The organism is Cognatundibacterium jejuense, assembly GCF_014284255.1.
GTDB lineage: Bacteria > Pseudomonadota > Gammaproteobacteria > Burkholderiales > Burkholderiaceae_D > Undibacterium > Undibacterium jejuense.
Genome location: NZ_JACOFV010000009.1, coordinates 174,426 through 196,378, shown reverse-complemented (window position 1 = coordinate 196,378; position 21,953 = coordinate 174,426). Strand labels below are relative to the sequence as shown.

Sequence of the window (21,953 nt, the reverse complement as noted above, 5' to 3'; positions counted from 1 at the left end):
CGTTTAACGGCCAGTTCTTTAAACTCGGTGGTGTAAGCTTTTTTTGGTATCCTGTTCATCATTTGTCTTTCCAAAGTTACGTTTATTTTACGTCACCTTTGGGGAACTAAATTTCGGGGGAAGCTCATTTTCTTTCTGTATAGTTTTAAGATTAAATTTTGGCGATCCTGGCAGCCTTGCTGCCAGCTTATCGAGGTGTGGTTGTACGAGAGTCGTCAGACTAAAAGGAGATTGGTCGAACAGCTGTCTATATGTCGTGTGGGCTGTAGGTTGCCCCCGCAATATGTGATAGCGGCTGATTCTTGAACCAATGGTTTCATCGGGTAAGCTGGCCGGAAAAAATGGAAGTAATTCTTTTGAAGGCTGATTGGATGTAGAAATGATCATTTTATGCTCCTACGAGACTATTATCGACAGAATCATTATCTTCGTTGATTCTTAATTCTTCGATGCCACTGATAAGGTACTCTTGTAAACCAATCGAACGCATATCGTTTTGATCCAGAGTTTCTATCAAAGCTTCTTGGGATATCTCCTTATTTTTTTTGTTAGTTCGATTGCGCCGTATATTTTCAATGGTTTGTTGTGCAACTGATTTTCTTGGTTTAACTTCTGAATTCGGCGTACCATTTTGAACGTTATCTTTATCCGCATTAGGAGTGTTTTGACGCATTGATTGTGCTCTTTGCTGATACAGGCCCCAACGTGCTGCATATCGCTCCCAAGGAATATCTTCAAACTGTTGCAGTAAAATTGGGTTTTTGTCGCGAAAACCAGCGATTAGGTCACGGTCTCTTGCACTAAAATCAGCACCCCAGAAAGCTTCCTCCATATGTTCTGCTGTAACAAATTGGTCTCCCATATCGAGAGCAAGGCGCTGTGAGGAAACGCGAATTCTTGCGCCATAGTCCCGTATTCCACCACAGTATTTGAAAAGTAAAGTCCCATCTGGATCCGAGATTGGGGATGGTTCTGGCATTACATTGTATCGCCACAGCGCAGGGGCTAAGCAATCAGTGAAATCGTAGTCTGTGGCTTCGAGTGGATGCATTTCAATATTTCCAGCAGACCCAATTCTGCGCATATCCTGTGAAAACGTGTCTAGCACATCCATCCCAAATGGATTTCCCATGAGTACGAGAGGTATTCCGAAATTGAGTAGTCTCAAAAAAAAGGTTGCGGCGAGACCACCACGCGCACCACCAGAAAAATTACGTCCCTGCAATTCATCGATGACTAACACACCGACACCGTGGTTTATCAAGATAATGCCTATGTGAACTGCCAGTTTTTCGTTGCTTAAACTGATTAGGCTACGATCTTTAGCATAATTTGTTCCAATTGCGAGATCTAGTGAAGTGAGAATTTGTAGTAGAAGGCCACCCAGAGATCCGTCATGACTCATAGCTACATAAAGCCAAGTCGCCTGCGTAACATGGTTCCAATCAGCAGCAACAGAGAGCCCGTGCTCTATTTTTTGAGGGAGTTTCTTTAATGCCCTTAGAATTTCGTAAGATTTTCCTAAACCCGTAATTCCACTAATTCGCATCCCTTTTGCTGAAGAAGGGAGCCAAGGTAAATCATTTATCCCTTTTCCTGCGTAGCGTGCGATGGCCATCGTGCGTGACCTTGATGAGAGCAAAGTAGGATCTCTGCCAATATAGCCTCTGCGTATCATTCGATAGAGACGAGTTGCAGTGTCCAAGGATGTTAGTGTTGGTTGAAACATTTGTTCCTGCAAGCAATCAAGCAAGTCGTGTCTAGTTTGTAGATCGATATTCCTTGTATCAATGTTCGCTATTGGCCAACAGCATAGTTTCTCTTCTAAGTCGTTGGTAGATAAATGCTTATCGAGTTTATTTAAAAAAGGATTTTCAGATAAATGTTGAATTGTGCTATTGGCAGAATGTTCCATTAAAATTTCCTTTCATTATTAAAACTAGTAAGCCGACTTTTCATTAAATCAGCCAGATTTCTTTTTTTAGGTAGGGTTTCTGAAGCCGTAGATTCCAGTTGAAATAATGACGTTTCTTGAGGGCTTTCTTTTTTAATAAATTTACCATCGCCTGATAGTCTTAAAATTTCTTCATCTAACGCTGAACGCTTTTCTGCTGCCCGGGCTGTTTTTACATTTGTGACTTTAGTACGCTGCATTTTTTGTTTACCTTGAATCTTTTCTGCAGCTATTTTTCGATTTTTGGCATCCACTTCAGCTTCTTTTCTGTACGCCTGTTGGTCGACGTTATCTTGATCTTTTGATGACGCATGTTCTACGTGGTTGATTTTGTCGGCATTATTTATTGCACATAAATCAGGAATGCTACCTTCCAATATGAGTAGGGCATCATCTTTGATATTTGGGATAATATGAATGCCGGAGGAGTCTGCAAAAAAGATGTGAGAAAGATCATCAGGATCGGCACTCACCTCGATATGTTTCTTTCCACGTGAAATCGCGTCGCGTATTATTCCCGAAGTGGCCAAATATTCATTGTTAAATCGAGCACCGTGAAGAAGTTCAACGACATTTCCAGTGTTGGGGCGATGTAGAATGAGCCCGTTTCGTTGTACGCTGGCAGTGAATCTTGGAAGCAAGTGAGCTCGTAAATAATTCGGGTCGACTGGTTTTCCAGCGACATAGCCATTTATTTTCGCCCACCGATAGATCCCGATTCTTGTCATTGGTAGTGGTTTTTTATTTATGGCATATTCACGTCGCATTTCTGATGGAATCATATGGAGGGGAAGCTCTTGTTTTGTATTAGACCAGTGTATCCAAAGCAAGAGTAGTCGTATATATTCATACCGGGATAGCAATGCCTTGGTTATAGCCAGAGGCTCACCACGTTTTGATTGTCGTCCTTTTGTAGTGCCTGGAAGATGATGGTCAAAACTTCTATGCCGGGAGTGGTGACCGCTCTCTGATGAACTGTTTCGGTCAGCGCGACCACTTTCGATAAATTCAATACGTGAGGTCAGTTGGTCAACGATTGACTCTATTCCATTGCAGCTTCGAAGCTCACCATTGTCTGATAAATATTTAGTGAAAAAAAGTGAGGGAAAATCTTCCGCCGGTAGATCTAGATTGTAACGTGACAGAATCTCTGTTTTGTCCGTAGCAGCACGTAAAATCGCAAGTTTTGCGTCATCCGTTCTAAGATTGTCTAATCCAATTTGCCAACCAAAATATATACCGAGCCAGGCATCGCGTACGAAAAGCCCACGCCCGACGCCAATAGGTTGTAAGGGATCTAGGCATGAAACCAAATTGACGTCAACAGGTGATGCGTCAAGTGATCCAACTTGTCCTATTGCTGAAATGCCGTCGCGAGCAGTGCCTATCAAAGGCCTGTAGTTTTTCGCCCATTCACCTTCACCCATTAAGCGCCGCGCTGCTGCGGAAGAATTTTTTCCTAAAGGCCCATGGTGTTTGAACTCTATTTCTGTTGGGCGTAAATGTGCTTCCAATAAGTTAGGAGTTAAATAACCATGTTTAAGTGTATGGCTATTACAGTAGAAAGTGCTACTAAAAGACAAAAAAGCCTGCTTGATTGACGTGCCTGGTTTGACAAACATTAGGTAACCATCTTCAATGTTTTGAATATCATTTGCCGTAAGTATGATTCCTTTAAGGTCTTGGTTTCCGGCTTTTGCTGCAGCATTTTTTCGACCTAGTTTAATGCCATTTTTGGCTAGTCGTCTTACTCCTGGTGCTCCAGACTTGACCGTAGTATTTGGAAGAAGTGAATTGCGGATGCATCCAAACGCGTAGTATCGATGCAGTGCATCGAATACTTGCCCTGGGCTTACATTTACCTCGCGTGCGCGAGCTCTGACAAGGCTATCTAGGTGGATGAAATTTGGTGGATGAAGCACGCCAGAAAGCGATTCATTTGGAAGAAGCGGTTTGATGAGTTCGAATTTAAAATTTCGTTTTAATTCGAGTGGAGATTTTATACGGTCCTCTGGGGAGAGATACGGGGAGTTGGTCGGAGGTGATAGTTTGCGTAAATCAGCGTCGCTCAAACACCAATGTCCGGGTAATTCTATAGTGGTTTTTTTTAACTTCTTAGTTTCAAGCAGAAATAAAATATTTTTTAGGTCGAATGATTTAAATCCCAAAGCATAGTAGCTAGCTTGTCGCTTCGGATTCATTTTTCTTGGACCTATAGGAATCGGAATCATGACAACTTGATTCACCCTTTCCTTTATTGACAATACTCTATAAGGGCCTTGTATTTGAGAATCAGCATCTGTCCCTATGAGAATTTCTCCTGGCTCGATTATGCAGTTTTTCATGTCAATCATAACCAGCTCTCCCTGAAAAGCTGCTGTTGAATTTTTGTGCGCAATGCTCGACCGCCACCTCTAACAGGAAACGAAGTGAGAATTTGCATCGATGGATCAATATCGATTAGCTGTTTCCATGCACAATGTCGAAATAACGACCATCCATGATCGATAGGTATGGAGAATTCTGTACTTGCGCTAATAACAGCTTCACTGATCGAAAGAGTTAGGCTCGAGTTAACAAAATCGGAAAATTTCGACGCGAGTTTTAATAACTCTGGGCAGAAATGCAATGTTGAACAGTCTATCCACCATTCCAATTGACTTGCAACTCTCAGTGGAATCAGTGCTGAGCTTGAAACAAAATAGTTTGCACATACTTCTCTAGCATAACGACGTTCTAACTCCAGCCGCTCTAGTGTTCTCCACTTAACCTTAGCGGTCGGTTCATGAATTGGTTTTGACGAAAAAAACGATAATGCAAAGTTGTCACCAAAAGGAGTAGTTGCAACAAGGTCTATGCTTGCCACGTATGGTCGTTTAGAGCCAACTTCATGTCCATGTTTAATGTCGGCTTCTCTTGCAATACTTAGAAGACCTCGAGACCATTTTAATTTTGTGCTTATCCTAGCTGATGCACCATCTAAGGGATGTGGGTGTGCTATTGGCCAAATTGGAAATTGTTCGCGAAGATCTAAGACACCTAACCAGAGTAAAAATAGAGCTGTATGGTATTCGCCTCGTGAAAAGTAGTGAGCCGTTCTTTCAAGGGGCGGCATATATGACACTACTTGATTTGATGTTGGTGATGGATTTTTTCGTGTCAACGTCAACCACGGTTTGTAATTTTTGCCATGCCCTGTCCCATATCCTTGACGTATATGTTCATACAATTTTGTATACGTAGATACTTTTACTCGTCGTTGTTTAGGTATTGGCTCAGTCGGAAGGGAATAAACACCAAGGGACCAGCCAGTTGAGTCGGTGTTGATCTGTTCCTGAGGGGTAATCATATATCCTCCCGACGTTAAAACTTTATTAGCTAAGCGATCAAAGTACTTTATTTAAAATTACTAAAAATAGAATTAAATACTACTAAAATTCGTGGTTAATATTTGAATTAAATTTTATTTCGAGCTATTTTTCTTCTCGGTGGAAGTGATTCTGGATTTATTGGAATTGTCATGGACTCAGGAAGTCGCAAAGCCATTTGTATCAATTCAACTTGAGATGGGTGTAATTTATCAAGTTGACGCCTTAATTCGTTAAACATCTTATAGACATCTTCAGGTGCTTCACTGGGGAGTACCATTTTTCGTTGAGAAATTTCCAATGAGCCAAACAAACGTTTTTGCCAATTTTCTTCGAGATTTAATCTCATGATCAGCGTGTTTACGAAATCTATCCCAGGCGGTCCTTTTGTACCAATTTCGATTGCGGAGATGTAACTCTGTTCAAATCCAAGTTTTTCTGCAAATTCCGCCTGGCGTAAACCACAGAAAATTCGGAGTTCGCGAAAAGCATTTGAGAATGGGCTCATATAACCTAAAAGTGTATTATTAATTTCTGTATTAAGAATTAATTTAGACGAGATTTTTATCTTGTCAACCAAAAATTTTCTTTTGTAGAAAATTTTTATTCGTCTGAATCAAAATGAAGAGGAGCTTTCAAACAAAGTTGCTATTTGTTTATTCCATCTTTTTGCATTTGATACCTCTAATTTGGCATTTCATCGCATTGTGATAGTAATAAGTTCCCCCGCCACGCAGTATGTGCACACATGACAAAATTTTGGATTTGAAACAGATTGAGAATCGAATGATTTAATGAATAATTTGGAAAAATATATTCAAGGTTTTATTATCTAATAGAGGGTTGCTATTCAAGACTCTATTATTTCATTCAAAATTCTATTAGTACGTAACAGCACTGGGTGCTTGACGGTGTTTTCGTAGAGGATTACATTACTGACTCAAAAGTAAGTTACTTCGTTTTGCGTTTTCTAAAGGATAAACGGAGTAAATAAGTCAGTAAAAGTAAATCAGACTATTTAAATTATGTCATGTCCATTTAAACCCAAATGGGAGCGTCGCAAAGAAGCACGCCCACAGGAACTGCTCGCTGCCGCTCTGGATTTGTTCGTTGAGCGCGGGTTTGCGGCAACACGTCTGGATGATGTGGCTAAGGCTGCGGGCGTGTCTAAAGGGACACTGTATCTATATTTTTCGAGCAAAGAGGATTTGTTCAAGGCCGTTGTTCGCGAAAGTATTGTGCCGCTGATTGGCGAGGCAGAAGGAATGATCGGTGAATTTAGCGGTGATAGTGAAGAGTTGTTCCGCACGGTGATGACTAACTGGTGGCAAAACATAGGGACAACAAAATTGTCCGGTTTGCCGAAGTTGATGATGGCAGAAGCTGGGAATTTCCCTGAACTTGCTCGCTTTTATCAAGAAGAAGTTGTCAATCGCGGTGAAAAGTTGGTGGCAACTATGCTGGAACGAGGCATGCAACGCGGTGAAATTCGTGAAGTAGATTTAGAAATCGATGCCAGATTACTGATTGCACCGATGTTGATGATGATGATGTGGAAACATTCTTCTGGCGTTTGTATGGTGGAAGAAGAAAAATTGGGAACCTATCTTGAGCACTATATCGAAATGGCCTTGCATGGGCTGATGATAAAAAAGCTGAAGAAATCGTAGCTTGGCATTAAATACTGATGTTAATTAGATAATATTCTGTAAATTGACACCCTAGAGCGTAATTAGATGCTTGGTTTACATGAAAAAAACGCGGTAATTATCAATCAAGGCATGTGCTTTGATAAAATGCGGGTTCCCTTAATTTTGCAATCGAGTGAAGAAATGACTATCGAAAAAGCCCGCTTCAACATGATAGAACAACAAATTCGTCCATGGAACGTGTTGGACAAGGACGTTTTGGATATGTTGATCGTTGTAAAGCGTGAAAATTATTTCCCGGAAGATCAAAAGACTCTGGCTTTTTTTGACACTGAGTTGCCACTGCCTGATGGCTCAAAGGCGATGAACCCAAAAGTCGAAGCGCGTATCGTGCAAGAACTGAGTCTCAAAAAATCTGAATCTGCGTTGTTGATCGGCGCTGCGTCTGGCTACCTGGCAGCATTGCTAGCGCACATGACGCGTCATGTGACGGTACTGGAAACATCACCAGTATTAAAAGAATTAGCAGAAAAAAATCTGCATGCCGATGGTGTGCGCAATGTCGCGCTATTGCAAGCTGATGGTATTTCTGGTCAGCATACTGGCAACTATGATGTGATCGTCGTTGCAGGTGTGTTGGAATTGATTCCTGAAAGCCTGCTGAAGCAGTTAAATGTTGGCGGTCGTTTGTTGGCAGTTGTTGGTCAATTGCCGATGATGCACGCACAATTAGTAACACGTACTGCCTCAGGATTTACCGAGCGCAGTGTGTTTGACACAGTTTTACCACCACTGGCTGGTGTTGAGCCTGCATCGACATTTAAATTTTAATCTCCTTACTTAAAATAGAAATCGTATGCAAAACATCACCGCCACTGAACTTGCCACATGGCTTGCTGACAAAAGTAAAAATCCACCGGTCTTACTCGATGTAAGGGAACCTTGGGAGTATGAAACTTGTCACATCGACGGCGTGCAATTGATGCCCATGCAAACCGTGCCTGCACGCTTCAACGAGCTCGACGAAGATGCGGTGATTGTTTGTATTTGCCACCATGGCGGACGCAGTATGCAGGTGGCCAATTTTTTGGAACGTCAGGGCTTTACTCAAATGATTAACCTGACCGGTGGTGTGCATGCGTGGGCACTGCAAGTCGATACCGACATGCCGACCTATTAATCTATTTTATTTATCCGGAGTGTTGAATGCGTAATCCCGTTATTGCGGCCCTGCTTGCAGGTGCTTTATTTTCTGCACAGGCAAATGCAGCAGACTTACTGCAAATCTACAAAGATGCGCTTGCCAATGATGCGCAATTTGCAAGTGCGCGGGCGTCGCAAGTGGCAGGGCTGGAGAAGCCGACTCAAGGACGTGCTGGTCTACTGCCGACTGTTGCTCTGTCTGGTAGCGACACTCGGACGAATAGCAACTACGCTTCAGATAATCCTTTGGTTGGCGGGTCTGGTACCAATTATGCAAATAACGTTCAACTAAATTTGGTACAACCATTGTTTCGTTGGGCCAATTGGCAGCAATACGAACAAGGTAAATTATCAGTCGTTGCCAGCGATGCACAATTTTCCCAGGCGCAGCAAGATTTAATCGTTCGTGTTGCACAGGCTTATTTCGATGTCCTGACAGCTCAGGATAATTTGATTACTTTGCATGCGCAGCAAGTCGCGATTTCGGAACAACTCGCCTCCGCAAAACGTAATTTTGAAGTGGGTACTGCGACAATTACTGATACGCATGAAGCACAAGCGCGTTACGATCTGGTCATCGCGCAAGAGTTTGCCGGTCAAAGTGATTTACAAATCAAGCGCTCGGCCTTGCAACAAATTATAGGTAAAGAAGCTGGTGATTTGTCTATGCTCAAGGTTGGCATAAAATTAGACGGACCAAAACCAGAACGGATTGAAGATTGGGTTTCTTCCGCAGAACAACAAAATTTCAATGTCGTCGCCTCTCAGGTTGCAGTTGAAATCGCAAAGCGCACAATAGAAATTAATCGCGCCGGACACTACCCAACTGTTGATTTGGTCGCTGGTCGTGCGAGAAATTCTGTAGGCGGTCAGGGCGGTTTAAATGGGAACGGCGTTTCGACTGGAAACTCTATCGGTGTGCAATGGAGCGTACCAATTTTCTCCGGTTTTGCGGTCAATAGCAGAGTCACTGAAGCAATTGCATTGGAAGATAAGGCTCGTAACGATTTGGAAGCGGCACGTCGCGCCGCCGCTCTTGGTGCACGTCAGGCCTACGTTGGTGTTACCAGCGGTTTAGCACAGGTGAAGGCGTATGAAGCAGCGGAAATTTCAAGCCAATCCGCGTTAGATTCTAATAAGCTCGGTTACCAGGTTGGTGTGCGAATTAACATTGACGTTTTGAATGCGCAACAGCAGTTGTACACAACGCGTCAGACGCTGGCAAAAGCGCGTTATGACACCATCATGAGTGGACTGCGTTTGAAAGCGGCATCTGGTATTTTGAAAGAGGATGATCTGGCTCAAATTAATATGTTGTTAGATCACTGAGATCATTGAGATCACTGAGATCCGTTAATAAAAATAAAAACCACTTATTTGCAACGGCACATAAGTGGTTTTTTTATGTCTACCCTGGATCTACAACGAAATCCTGGTGCAGACTTCGTCTGTGAAAGTTGTCAATGTTAAGAGAAACTCAAGCCAACCAAATTTTCACTTCGACAACGATGTAATGACCTAAAATCACGATCATGAAAAATGGAAAGAACGCGATCACACTTTGCGCCACAATCTTCCATGGCAGCCACATGTCTTTGGGTGTGATCGGCCCAACCGCCCAAATACAGGCCAGAAACAACATCACGACCGAACAGCAAAACATCATCAACAGGAATCCATTTGGATTGTATGGTGCGTCTATACCTACCAGAATGCACCAAGTAAGCCACGCTGTTGCCGTGGCAATGATCAGGCGTTGGCTACATTCTAAGGCGGAAAAAATGCGCATGGTGGGCTCCTGGAGAGAAAAAGGTGGCTGTTAAATGTGCCTGATTAAGGTGGCTGAATAAGGTGGCTAAATAAGGTGGCTAAATAAGGTGGTTTTTTAAGCTTGTTGTATATGCTGAAAATGCCATCACGGTTTTGTTTTGCAATTTATATCGACTGCTGCAAATGATCAATTAATTCATGCAAAGCTTTTGTCAGTGCTTTCACGGAACCCTGCATATCCCACTCATCATTATCGATATTGACATAATTTGAGATCGCTCTGATTTCAAGAAAGCGTTGTTGCTCTTGTTGGCATACGTGAAAAAAAGCAGCTCCTTCCATATTTTCAATATCGGCGGCACTTGTGTCAATAAATGCTGCCATGGCAGCATTGACAGAAACGCTTGTCGCTAAAGGAAAGAGTGGGCGCTCCGGCAAATGATCACAAGTCAGCGTATGACGTCGTTCAAACACCATATCAATTGGCAGATCTGCCATGTGTACAAAACCAGCGGGTGTAAAAAAACCCAAATCAGCTTCTACCTCACTGTTGACCAGCACCACATCGCCAATACTAAATGTCGAATGAGGAAAGACACCGGCAATGCCAGCGAGGATTAAAATGTCTGGTTGCTGTTGTATTGCCTTCATCGTTGCATAGGCGGTAGCAGTCAGACCCACGCCAGAAATCATGCTGGTGACGTCCTCGCGGTGGAATAAACTGGCTTCAGTTTCGGTAGGAAAAAGGATAATAATTTTCATATGGTTTTGATTGTCGCAGCGCAGTTTTTATTTGAGTTGCATATTGTAGTTTGACTATTCTTAGTACCGTTTCACATTTGTAAAATTATCTTCGCTGTGCATCAAATATTGGCCGATCGCGTGTCGACAGATTGGTTCCTAAGAGCGAGTCGCAGAATTGAAATAACTCTAAATCCACTTTCCTATTGATAGCGCCGCCGTTATGGTTCCCGCCGATATTGTTTAATTTTATATTGTCTTTTACTTCATTTCTGCAAATTTTTTGTTAAATATTCTTGGATAGTGCTGACCAATGTGGCTTCTTGTTAAACGCGCTTGATCTTCTTGTTTTTAGATGTGTATGATGAACTGGTACTATCAAAATACCCTATTTTAGGCTTGCTAAGCCACCTTGAAATCTCTGCAAAGACCTCATTTTTGTCCACGCAGATCGTTTGAAATTATTCTCATGCAATATATCAGTGACCCAAGTCTTGTTTCCACAGAGTATGCTCAGTACGGACTTGCGCAAGAAATTGATGCGTACAAAAATCGCAGGGTAACGAGTGATTTGTACACAAGATCGTTGATTGGTCCGTTGTTTTATATGATCGCGAGCGGATTAACTATTGGCCTGGCTGATTATTTTCAAGGTCGTGTTTGGTTAATGTTGATTCCAGGGCTGGCTTTTTTATTGCTGTGGTGGCAGCGCTATCATCATGTTCCTCCCACTCCCGGGGCTGATCACGAGGAATACGTGCGTTGGAATCGGCAACAATGGTACTTGATTCATCTGGGCGCTTTGATTTGGAGTGGTATTGCCACGTCAACTGCTTGCATTGAGCTACATACCAGTAATGCGGTGATCGTGACGATGATTACGACGATTGCATTTAGCACAGCCGCTAGCCACTCTTTTGCCATGCATCCACAGCAGGCGAGGTTATGCATCATTGAGTTTGTATTACCACCAACTTTTATATATTTGTTTTATGCGGTAGATTTGCGTGCAATCGGTATAGCGATCTGTATCTATTTTGTTTATCTGATGATGAATCTGCATGGTAATGCCAAAGAATATCGAAAGCAGATCGAAACTGAAGTGATGTTGATACAAAGTCGCGCTGAACTTGCGCAATTGTCTTTGACTGATGCCCTCACCGGTTTGCCGAATCGCCGAAGTTATGAGGCAACATGGAATCATATCTGGCGGATCGCGGCACGCAAAAATGATGTGTTAGGTTTGTTAATTATTGATCTCGACTTTTTTAAAAAAGTGAATGACCAATATGGACATCTGGCTGGTGATGCCTGCCTCAAACATTTTGCACAAATTTTGCGTCAACAAATACGGCGCGATAGCGATGTGGTTGCTCGCATTGGCGGAGAAGAATTTGTCGCCATTTTGCCGGGTGTGACGAACGAACTAGCCTATTCTATGGCAGAAAATTTACGCCATGTATTAGCTGAAATGCCGTGCGAAATTGCGACGCAAAAAATTTATCTTACTGCCAGTATCGGTGCTGGTATTGCCGACTGGACTAAAGATAAAAGCCCTACAGATACTTTTCAGCGCGTCGACAAGGCATGTTATCAAGCGAAAGAACAAGGGCGCAATGTTGTGAAATGTGCTTAAGCAATTCTCAGGTAATAAACAAATTGATGTTGTTTTGCGTTTTTGGCATATCAGGGAAAGCGATTTGCAAACGCTGATCAGATAAATGTAAATGCTTTTCACAAACTTGCGCGAGAACGGTACGAAAGTCCGTCGTTACTGCAACGTCTCTACCTTCGTATAATTGATTTGTACCAAGTCCGCGCCAATCGCCATAAACTTTACCGCCAGCGACTTTGCCACCAAGCACCCACATCACGTTGCCGTGACCGTGGTCGGTGCCACCATTGCCGTTCTGTTTTGCGGTGCGACCAAATTCTGACATGACGACGATTGTTGTATCGTCAAATAGGGTATCGAGACGTTTGACCAGATTCGCCAATCCTTGTCCCAGTGGTGCCAGACGATTTGCAAGCTGACCTTTGGCCGAGCCTTGATTCGCGTGCGTGTCCCAGCCACCAAGTGCCATAAATACCATCTGAATTTTAGGATCATTGCGCATCAAACTTGCAACGCGATTTGTGTCATCGGGAAAGCCTGCTGGTAATGGTGCGCCCCCATTAGCCGCTTGTTGTTCATTCTCCATCGACGCCCCCATCATTTCTTGATGTGCTTCGCGTGCATCTTCATAGGCTTTCGCGTATTTGGGATTGCCTTGATAAAGTTTCTCAAATGCGTTCCCTACTTGAGGCTTATCGAGGACGTTAGCTTTAGTGCCTGCCGCCCCGCTTGCGATGTTGGTGGCGACCGCATTACCCGATAGAATACGGGGCATCACGGCGCCAATACTGACTCCGCGAGTCGGTGTCGATGTACCTGGTAATCCTGCTAGCACGCGATTCATCCAACCATCGCTAGTGCCTTTTTTCCCCGGTGTGGCAGATTCCATGTAGTCCTGCGCATCAAAGTGTGAGCGAGTTGTATCCGGTGATCCGCAGGCATGGATAAACGCGAGTTTTTTTTCTTGCCATAAGCCTTGGAGATCGGCAAGTGCTGGATGCAGGCCAAAATATCCATCAAGATTGAGTGCGCCATTTTCTTGTCCGGGGCGTCCTAGCGCGATCGTTGGTCTGAGACTTGCATAGTTTGGATCCCCAAACGGAGCAACAACATTAAGACCATCGATTGCACCTCGTAGCATAATGACGACCAGCTTCTTTTGGCTTTCATTATTACCAGCAGTCGTCGCTGCCCAGATATTTCTTCCAAATGGCAATAGGAGTCCAGAACCAAGACTAAGGGAATGTAAAAAATTTCTTCTTTTCATGGCAAACTCTCAAACAGAAAAACATCTTAAAAATACAAAACCCGATCACGTTTAATGTTGCATAAAATCCGGGCTGCCCAATATTAATGAGGCACGCAAGCTTTCAGGGCTGCCATTAATTAAAGTGCGGGTATTTTCAGAAATGAGTGGCCCAAGAGTACCTAGTAATTGATTGACATTCAAAGTATCCATCACCACATGACGGTCATTGTTATCCGCTTGTTTAACAATTTGTCTGGCGCCCATTTTGTCACCTGCATCAACACTCTGATTCAAAGGAAGATGTCCTGTCGCCAGTGCGGTAGAAAAATTAATGCGACGGCTTAACGCATCGGGATTGAGCCACGCTTGCTCGGTATTTTTATAGCCATCAGGAGTTTGACTGCCATATAAAGGCATGCCTAGCTGTGACATACTTCCTAATAATGGCCTGACGTTTTTCACCTCTAAATCACTCGCTCGTATTGCCGAAATTACGAACTGATAAGGTGTTTTATATTTGACGCCAAAGTTTTTTGGATCACGAAATTCCGGACTACTAAATAAGGTTTTCAGAACGAGACGAATATCACCACGAGTTTCCAGAAAACGTTGACTTAGTTTTTTGACTAAAGCTTCAGGCGGTTGGTCTTGTACAAAAAATTGCGCTAGTTGGTAGCTTATATGGTGTGCGGTCGCCGGATGCAATGCCAGAATGTCGAGTGCGAATTCACCTTCTGATTTGCCGTTAGGACTGACTGTTTTGCCTAGCCATTGTTTGATACCATTGTCGTGACGCTCAGGATCGAATATAAAATTGGCATGACCGTCACCAGCAATCCTTGGGTCAAATGTCCAACCGGTTAAAATACGCGCCAGTTCAGTAACATCATGCTGACTATAACCGCCGTCTACTCCCAGTGTGTGTAACTCCATGAGTTCGCGTGCATAATTTTCATTTAAACCATTCGCTTTTGCTTGCTGTTCGGGTTTGCCGCGTCGTGTTCTTGGTCGAAAATCAGCTGAAGTCGAAAGCCAGTTATCCAGATAAAACAACATTGCCGGATGCTTTGCAGTGGCGCCAAGTAAATCGCGAAAATTACCAAAGACAAAAGGTCGGATCGCGTCCCTTTCGTAGCTCGCAATCAGTGCGCGATCTAAGCCTTTGCCGTTAAAAACGTTAAAGTGGTTGAACCAAAATTCGACCATAACTTCTTCCAGCTGACGCGGGCTTTCAATGGCTCGCCAAACACGCTTTTCGGCAGTTTCTTGAAAAATAAGGCCTATCATTTCGCGACGATTTTTTTTCGCATCTTCGCTCTCATCCTGTGTGTTTTTTAAAATTTTATGGTAGCGATTAAGTGCATCACCGGCGCTCAGATCTGCTACGTGCAAAGTTGTGAGCTTTTGTTGCAGCGTATCCGGAATTATCAGAGATTGGGGATTGAGTTGCTGTTCGATATAGCGATCTACACCTGATTGGCTGACTCTTTCTATATCCCCTGGACGTGGTCCATAACCAAGTCGGTTGAGCACGTGAGCAGCTTCTTGTGGAGTGCTGACATCCGCCGCCTGTACTGAACCAAGTAGCAGAGTTAACATCAGCGATGGAATGAGTTTTTGTATCGTGTTCATTCTTAACAAGCCTCGTGATGAAATACCGCAATTTTGTTTTGGATACTATTGATTTAGATTGCTGAGAAGCGCGGCGGCGACAACTTAATAAATAGCAGGGCGTATTGGTTAAATATAGACTAGTTTCCGAGGTGATCACAAGTAACGTTAAGTAAAAGTAAATTGCAACGTAGCCTTACATTAGCAAATGTTTGCTGGCTTGAGCGGGGAGATTTGACGTGCGTGAGATAGCAGTGTGAATACAAAAGAAGTTTCACATCTGTCTTACATTGTTTGGTGTTTTGTGATGTTATTTTTGACTTTCACCGAATCGTCAGGAACGATGAAAGTCGGAGGGATTTTTTTACTTTCGAAACATGACTTTTTATGCAAACTAAATCAATGACAGCTGCCTTGTCCCTTATCGTTAAAACTCTCACCGGCAACGGGGATAAATTCCCATTCATATGACTTATCGTGCAAAGTGAGTTTGAGTACGCCATTGCTTGAATTATCACGAATTTCAGTGGTGCTCTTAGGTAAGAACATTGGCGTCAATTTTGCCCCACCGGTGCCGACGACAAAATTGCGGATACCATTTTTTTCGTCTTTATCACCGTTTTCATTCATTGGTGCAAAACGTTCATAGTCGTGATCGTGGCCACTCAGAACAATATCTGCTTTCGCTTGCGCCAATATTTTCCAGGCAGCTTTCATATTTTCGTTATTGCCATGCCCGCCAGAACTGTAGGCTGGATGGTGCCAGAAAGCGAGCGTACAAGCTTGCTTACTATTGCTTAATTCAGTTTGCAACCACGCTAGTTGCTTTTGCATCTCCTGTGCATTGACGTTGCTGTTGAGCGAAAGAATATGCCAATTTCCAAGATTTTTTGCGTAGTAGCCGCGGCGCTCTGGTCCGGCGATATCGCCAAAATAATTGTAATAACCTAAGGCTTTTGGCATCGCATAGTCATGATTTCCGGGCGATGGCAAGGTACGTTCTTTAAAACGGCCCCACGTAGGATCATAGCAATTGCTGAACTCTTCTGGTTTGCCGACCGGATAGGTATTGTCACCCAGCGTAATGGCAAAGGCGTTTTTGTCTGCATCTAAAGCATTGACGATGATGTCGGCGGTACGCGCCGCCATACTTTGTGGTGCCGGCTTTTTTTTGCAATCAGCAATATCTCCTGCGGCGTAGACGGTATAGGTCTGACTTTTTTGCGCCGATTTTTTCGCACTGTTTTTTGCCGCAGAACTATTCACTGCATTGCTATCGGCAGCCTGACTCAAAGGCACAAGTGTCAAAGCGGCGGAAGTAAGTAGTAAAGTGAGGTGAATGCGCATAATATTCTTATTAATAGTAGCAAAACAAGCCAGTGACAAACAAATAGTCATTGCAGGCGGTCGCATATTTTACAGCTTCCGCGTGATTTGTGCGCTGCCGCAAAATCGTTTCGTTAATGCACGTTTTGCTACCTAAATTTTCGCCGCCCGTAAGCGTAGTGCATTGCTGATCACCGACACGGAACTCAGACTCATGGCAGCACTGGCAATCATAGGACTAAGCAAAATTCCGAACCAAGGATAAAGTATTCCGGCGGCGATCGGCACTCCGATAAAATTATAGGCAAATGCAAAAAATAAGTTTTGCCGGATATTTTTCATGGTCGCAACGCTTAATGCACGCGCTTTGGCGATGCCGCGCAAATCACCTTTGACCAATACCACATGCGCACTATGCATCGCAATATCTGTACCTGTCCCCATCGCAATCCCCACATTAGCTTGTGCCAGAGCAGGGGCATCGTTGATGCCATCGCCCGCCATCGCTACCAGACGCCCTTGTTCCTGCAATTTTTGTATAAACTGAAATTTATCCGCAGGTAATACGTCAGCGTGTACTTCGCCGATATGCAGTTGCTGCGCTATTACTTGCGCGGCTGGCATGTTGTCACCTGTGAGTAAAATCAAGCGTATGCCTTGTTGCTGCAATTGCTGTACTGCCGCTAAGCTACTTTCCTTGATTTTGTCTGAGACGGCAAACAATGCCAGTACACGTTGCTTATTCGCCATTAACATCACAGTTTGACCATTGGCTTGTAGCGCGGTAATCTGGCTTTGGAGGCTGGAAAAGTCTATTCCTGCTTCAACGATGAGTGCCGGATTACCGAGCAGTATAGTTTCGCCAGTTACGGTGGCTTGCACACCTTTGCCGCTGATGGCTTTGAAATCACTGATTAACACGGAAGCTTGTTGTTTCAGATCGTAGTGATTCTGAATGTAATTAACGATAGATGCTGCCAGTGGATGCTCGCTGCGTTGTTCTATTGCCAGCGCAACGGACATGAGCTTGAGTTCATCTTCACCCTTGGTCACGACGCACTGTTGTACTGAAGGCTTACCTTCCGTCAGGGTACCGGTTTTATCGAGTACCAGAGTGTCAATTTTTTCTAATAATTCCAGCGCTTCTGCATCTTTAATCAGCACTCCTTCAGTCGCGCCGCGCCCCATTCCAGCCGTGATTGACATCGGCGTTGCCAAACCAAGTGCGCAAGGACAGGCAATGATCAATACCGATACCGCTGCCATCAAACCATTGGCCAGCGCAGGCGTTGGACCAATCCATGCCCATATGCCGAATGCAATAAGGGCGACTGCGATCACGGCAGGTACAAACCATGCGGCGACCCGATCAGCTAGTTTTTGTATAGGAGCACGCGAACGACTAGCCTGATTCACCATCGCAATGATGTGTGCCAGCAGGGTATCTTTGCCAATTTTCTCGGCGAGCATACTCAGGCTGCCCTGTTGATTAATACTTCCGGCATGTAGCGCATCATATTTATTTTTTTCGACCGCAACAGGTTCACCAGTGAGCATAGCTTCGTCGACATACGAATGCCCTTCATGGACGTGACCATCGACCGGGATATGCGCACCAGGCTTAATGCGCAATATATCTCCCAAAACGATATCCGCTACGGCAATTTCTTTTTCTGTACCATCTTTATTAATCCGGATTGCTGTTGTCGGCGTTAAACCGAGTAAAGCTTTCAAAGCCAGATTGGTTTGTGAGCGCGCGCGCAATTCCAATACTTGCCCTAGCAAAACTAAGCTGATAATGACCGCAGATGCCTCAAAATATAATGGTGCCATGCCATGCATTTTAAAAGCTGGTGGCAAACCATCGGGTAGCAACAATGCAAAAACACTGAAAACATACGCACTGCCGGTACCAACACCGATCAGACTGAACATATTCAGATGGCCACTTTTAAATGAAGCAAGCGCACGTTCAAAAAACGGCAGACCCAACCACAACACGACCGGTGTTGCCAGCGCACATTGCAGCCAATTAAACAATGGCATTCCTAAGAAGTTATGGATGGAAATGCCTGGCAACATATCACCCATGCTGATCATCAGTAAGGGAATGCTAAATAACAAGCTCAGTTTGAAGCGACGACGCATATCATCCAGCTCGCTATTATCCTCTTCTGCTGTTGCCTCTTTGGGCTCCAAAGCCATGCCGCAAATAGGACAAATTCCAGGGCCGACTTGCTCTATTTCCGGATCCATCGGGCACATAAAAATCGTGTCTTTCGTAACCGCTTTAGGTGCGGGACGTTGTGACGGATTGAGCCAGGCTGCCGGATCGCTGTCGAATTTTTTTAAGCAAGACGCACAACAAAAGTAATAGCGCGTTCCATTATGTGTGGTCTGATGCTGGCTATGTTCATTCACGCTCATGCCGCAAACTGGATCTTTATGAGCACCTTTCGGGTCCTGTTGCATGCGGTCAGCAGCTATAGGTGATGTGGTTGTAGCTGGTATTTTTCCCAAGCCAATCACGCGCTTGGCTTTGACATAATTTTCAGGTGCGACATTAAATTTCTGGACGCAGGATGCACTGCAGAAATAATATGCGATGCCTTGAAAACGCGCGGTTTTCTCAGCACTTTTGCTTACTTGCATTCCACAAACCGGATCCTGATATTTTTTTTCTTCTATCGGCATTCCAGTGGCGGAATTGTTGTTGCCGCAGCAATTTGCATGGTGTTGATGCTCAGTGTTTTCTTTATTCACAGTGATACTCCTTCTTAGCACGACAGATGATTTTAGACATATCATAGACTCCGTACCTAAGAACGGAGTCAAGGAATTTATGCAGAATACCGGACAACATATTGAGCAACATCAATACACGATAGGACAGCTCGCCAAAGCAGCGGATGTCGGGGTGGAAACAATACGTTATTACCAAAAGCGTGCGTTGTTGCCGACGCCCGAAGTCAGTAGCGGCTTTCGTACCTATTCATCGGGCATGGTTGATCGCATTAAATTTATCAAGCGGGCACAAGAATTGGGATTTTCGCTGGATGAAATTGCCCATTTATTGCAACTGGAAGATAGTCAGGATCGTGGTGCAATTCGACATATCGCCAGTGAAAGGTTGGCGCAGGTGCGAGCGAAGCTCAGCGACTTATTGAAAATGGAAGCCACCTTATCGCAATTAATTGAGCAATGTAGTGCCTGTTCAACTGAGTTGCAGTGTCCTATTATTCACGCCCTGAACTCGCCGTCCCACAAGTAGAAAAAGCTCTCATTGAGCCAGGATGACCGTTCACTGCGGATACTATCCGGATACTTTTTTGAAAGCGAAAATTTTTAAAACAGATTCTTAAAATTAAATACTTAAGTTAAATTTTTAAGCTGGCATAGTTTGTTCTTTTAAGCTACTAAGCAAATTAAAAAAGCATCTTAGCCTTCACTTCGGCAAGATGCTTTCTTATTGCTATATCAAGCGTACTGCAAATTATGCGGCGACTTGTTCCATGCTTGGATAGTCGGTATAGCCTTTCTCCTCGCCACCATAGAAAGTTGCGCGGTCAGGTGTATTCAACTCTGCGCCTGCTGCGAAACGTTCAACCAGATCAGGATTGGCGATATACGGACGACCAAATGCAACCGCATCAGCCAGACCACTGGTGATTAAGGCATCGGCTTCTGCTGCAGTGTAACCACCGCAGCAAATCAGCGTGCCCGGGAAAGCGGCGCGCAATTCCTTGCGGAAACTGGCGGTCAGTTCAGCCCCGCCAGCCCAATCTGGTTCAGCAATATGAAGATAAGCAATCCCACGCTGAGTGAATTCTTTTGCCAGATACAGCGCCATTGGTTCTGCTTCAGTATCATTAATGCCATGGGCAATAAAATTCGGTGACAGCCTGACGCCGACACGATCAGCGCCGATTACGGCAATTGCTGCATCCACCGCCTCCAATGTCAGACGCGCACGGTTTTCCAATGTGCCACCATAGGAATCGCTGCGGAAGTTGCTATTGGTTGACATGAATTGTTGCAGCAGATATCCGTTGGCAGCGTGAACTTCTACCAAGTCGAAGCCAGCATTTTTGGCTCGCACTGTTGCCTGACGATATTGTTCAACGATGCCAGGAATTTCTTCCGATGTTAAAGCACGCGGCTCGGCTGTTTGTATATTCGCTGGCGTGCCATCTTTTTGGATGACAAAGCATTGGCTATTTGCAGCGGTAATGGCAGAAGCCGATACCGGCGCCACATCGTTTTCTTGCAGCAAGTTATGTGAAATACGTCCAACATGCCACAGCTGCAAAGCGATTTTTCCACCTTTGGCGTGTACGGCATCAACGACGGTTTTCCAACCTGCTTGCTGGGCATCAGTGTAGATGCCCGGTGTCCACGCATAACCTTGACCCTGACGTGAAATCTGACTCGCTTCAGTGACGATCAGACCCGCACTCGAACGCTGTGCATAATATTCAACATTCAGGGCTCTTGGCACGTCGCCCGGCTGACCGGCGCGGGAACGCGTCAATGGAGCCATGACAACGCGATTATTCAAGTGCACACTACCTGCTTGAATTGGTGAAAGCAATTTATTGTACATATTTTATCCTTTAAATTAGACCGGTCGTCTAGTTTTGATTTCAAAAAAATGGGCGAAGCCCATGTCCTGTAGTACTGATATTTAAAACTACCCAACTAATGTGATGGGTGAAGCAATAATTCTGTTTGTTTAAAAGCCAATTGCAATGGACGTAACTGACGGTTCACTTTCGTGATCAGTGATGCGCCTACCCACATGCCGTACAGAGATTCTGCAATCTCAAGTGCATTGAGCTTATTTGATATGCTGCCTTCAATTTGTGCGTTACGTATCGCTTGTGCGATTTGTTCTGTAATACCACTCATGCCAACTGACAATGCAGCTCGCATAGGTTCAGACAAATCCGCTACTTCTGCCGCTAACTTCACCGCCAGACACAACTTGTGACACTCGCTGGTTTCTGCCATCGCTTGCCAGTTATTGAAATAGGTCATAATACGCTGCAAGGCGTTCATGCTTTCATCGTTGAACAATAGCGTTAATCGTTGCTGGTAATCTGAAAAATAACGTTCCAGCATGGCAACGCCAAAACCCTCTTTGGATTGAAAGTAGTGGTAAAACGAGCCTTTAGGTACGGCCGCAGCAGACAATATTTCGCTTAAACCAAGCGCAGTAAATCCTCGACCCGAAATCAATTCTTCCCCGGTCGCAAGTATGCGCTCACGGGTATCTTGGTGGGTTGGGCGTTGAGAGACAAGGTTCATAGCTTATGATTGTAGTAGACCAGTCGTCTATAGTCAAGAGTAAATCTGTGTTCGGTATGTAACAGAGATGTAGTATATGCTGCTTTATATGGAAAAAAATGTAACAATCGATATCTAATAAATATTGAATATGATAATTGATCAGGTCTACGCAGATTAA

General features: G+C 44.2%; 19 protein-coding genes. 6 read left to right on the top strand and 13 right to left on the bottom strand.

Features of this window, described 5'->3' with window-relative positions; translation table 11 throughout:
- Positions 1-87: 87 nt before the first annotated feature.
- The 5 genes from H8K32_RS11325 to H8K32_RS11305 all read right to left on the bottom strand — a co-directional run bounded on the left by H8K32_RS11325 (position 88) and on the right by H8K32_RS11305 (position 5,902).
- Positions 88-387: a TniQ family protein gene (locus tag H8K32_RS11325; protein ID WP_186912609.1), complete on the bottom strand. Its 300-nt coding sequence runs from the start codon at positions 385-387 to the stop codon at positions 88-90.
- Between the two features lies 1 nt (position 388).
- On the bottom strand, positions 389-1,915 hold the full coding sequence (locus H8K32_RS11320) for an ATP-binding protein (RefSeq protein WP_186912608.1): 1,527 nt from the start codon (positions 1,913-1,915) through the stop codon (positions 389-391).
- Entirely contained in the window at positions 1,915-4,308 is a 2,394-nt protein-coding gene (locus tag H8K32_RS11315; protein ID WP_186912607.1) for a hypothetical protein, read from the bottom strand. The genes H8K32_RS11320 and H8K32_RS11315 overlap by 1 nt, the downstream gene beginning before the upstream one ends.
- Positions 4,305-5,303, bottom strand: a complete 999-nt coding sequence (locus tag H8K32_RS11310; RefSeq protein WP_186912606.1) for a PDDEXK family nuclease — start codon at positions 5,301-5,303, stop codon at positions 4,305-4,307. The genes H8K32_RS11315 and H8K32_RS11310 overlap by 4 nt, the downstream gene beginning before the upstream one ends.
- Before the next feature lie 107 nt (positions 5,304-5,410).
- Positions 5,411-5,902 (bottom strand): helix-turn-helix domain-containing protein, encoded by a 492-nt coding sequence (locus H8K32_RS11305; RefSeq protein WP_186912605.1) that lies wholly within the window; start codon positions 5,900-5,902, stop codon positions 5,411-5,413.
- Between the two features lie 445 nt (positions 5,903-6,347).
- Between H8K32_RS11305 and H8K32_RS11300 the strand changes: the two genes are divergently transcribed.
- From H8K32_RS11300 to H8K32_RS11285, 4 genes are all read left to right on the top strand, one after another.
- The gene (locus H8K32_RS11300; protein WP_186912604.1) at positions 6,348-6,992 is read left to right on the top strand and encodes a TetR/AcrR family transcriptional regulator; all 645 of its coding nucleotides are present in this window, start codon (positions 6,348-6,350) and stop codon (positions 6,990-6,992) included.
- Positions 6,993-7,154: 162 nt separating this feature from the next.
- Positions 7,155-7,802, top strand: a complete 648-nt coding sequence (locus tag H8K32_RS11295) for a protein-L-isoaspartate O-methyltransferase family protein (RefSeq protein ID WP_186912603.1) — start codon at positions 7,155-7,157, stop codon at positions 7,800-7,802.
- Positions 7,803-7,827: 25 nt separating this feature from the next.
- Positions 7,828-8,151 (top strand): rhodanese-like domain-containing protein, encoded by a 324-nt coding sequence (locus H8K32_RS11290; protein WP_186912602.1) that lies wholly within the window; start codon positions 7,828-7,830, stop codon positions 8,149-8,151.
- A 26-nt stretch (positions 8,152-8,177) separates the two neighbouring features.
- Positions 8,178-9,503 (top strand): TolC family outer membrane protein, encoded by a 1,326-nt coding sequence (locus tag H8K32_RS11285; protein ID WP_186912601.1) that lies wholly within the window; start codon positions 8,178-8,180, stop codon positions 9,501-9,503.
- Between the two features lie 148 nt (positions 9,504-9,651).
- Here the strand turns inward: H8K32_RS11285 and H8K32_RS11280 are convergent, their stop codons facing one another.
- Entirely contained in the window at positions 9,652-9,963 is a 312-nt protein-coding gene (locus H8K32_RS11280; RefSeq protein ID WP_186912600.1) for a hypothetical protein, read from the bottom strand.
- Between the two features lie 146 nt (positions 9,964-10,109).
- Positions 10,110-10,706: a phosphorylase family protein gene (locus H8K32_RS11275; protein ID WP_186912599.1), complete on the bottom strand. Its 597-nt coding sequence runs from the start codon at positions 10,704-10,706 to the stop codon at positions 10,110-10,112.
- A gap of 448 nt (positions 10,707-11,154) precedes the next feature.
- Here H8K32_RS11275 and H8K32_RS11270 point away from each other — a divergent pair, with 448 nt between their 5' ends.
- Positions 11,155-12,321: a GGDEF domain-containing protein gene (locus H8K32_RS11270; protein WP_186912598.1), complete on the top strand. Its 1,167-nt coding sequence runs from the start codon at positions 11,155-11,157 to the stop codon at positions 12,319-12,321.
- Positions 12,322-12,328: 7 nt separating this feature from the next.
- On the opposite strand, the gene H8K32_RS11265 is transcribed toward H8K32_RS11270, so the two are convergent.
- The 4 genes from H8K32_RS11265 to H8K32_RS11250 form a co-directional block, all read right to left on the bottom strand.
- Positions 12,329-13,567, bottom strand: coding sequence for a DUF1501 domain-containing protein (locus H8K32_RS11265; RefSeq protein ID WP_186912597.1), 1,239 nt, complete (start codon positions 13,565-13,567; stop codon positions 12,329-12,331).
- A 51-nt stretch (positions 13,568-13,618) separates the two neighbouring features.
- Complete coding sequence (locus H8K32_RS11260; protein WP_186912596.1) at positions 13,619-15,181, bottom strand: DUF1800 domain-containing protein; 1,563 nt, start codon at positions 15,179-15,181, stop codon at positions 13,619-13,621.
- 378 nt (positions 15,182-15,559) lie between these two features.
- Entirely contained in the window at positions 15,560-16,507 is a 948-nt protein-coding gene (locus H8K32_RS11255) for a metallophosphoesterase family protein (protein ID WP_186912595.1), read from the bottom strand.
- Positions 16,508-16,639: 132 nt separating this feature from the next.
- Positions 16,640-19,249, bottom strand: a complete 2,610-nt coding sequence (locus H8K32_RS11250; RefSeq protein WP_222613087.1) for a heavy metal translocating P-type ATPase — start codon at positions 19,247-19,249, stop codon at positions 16,640-16,642.
- 79 nt (positions 19,250-19,328) lie between these two features.
- Between H8K32_RS11250 and H8K32_RS11245 the strand changes: the two genes are divergently transcribed.
- Complete coding sequence (locus H8K32_RS11245) at positions 19,329-19,757, top strand: MerR family transcriptional regulator (RefSeq protein ID WP_186912593.1); 429 nt, start codon at positions 19,329-19,331, stop codon at positions 19,755-19,757.
- A gap of 222 nt (positions 19,758-19,979) precedes the next feature.
- Here H8K32_RS11245 and H8K32_RS11240 read toward each other — a convergent pair whose 3' ends face one another.
- Both H8K32_RS11240 and H8K32_RS11235 read right to left on the bottom strand, forming a co-directional pair.
- Positions 19,980-21,089 carry an alkene reductase gene (locus tag H8K32_RS11240; RefSeq protein WP_186912592.1) on the bottom strand — a complete coding sequence of 370 codons (1,110 nt, stop codon included), beginning with the start codon at positions 21,087-21,089 and terminating at the stop codon, positions 19,980-19,982.
- A 95-nt stretch (positions 21,090-21,184) separates the two neighbouring features.
- Entirely contained in the window at positions 21,185-21,793 is a 609-nt protein-coding gene (locus H8K32_RS11235; RefSeq protein ID WP_186912591.1) for a TetR/AcrR family transcriptional regulator, read from the bottom strand.
- Positions 21,794-21,953 lie beyond the last annotated feature (160 nt).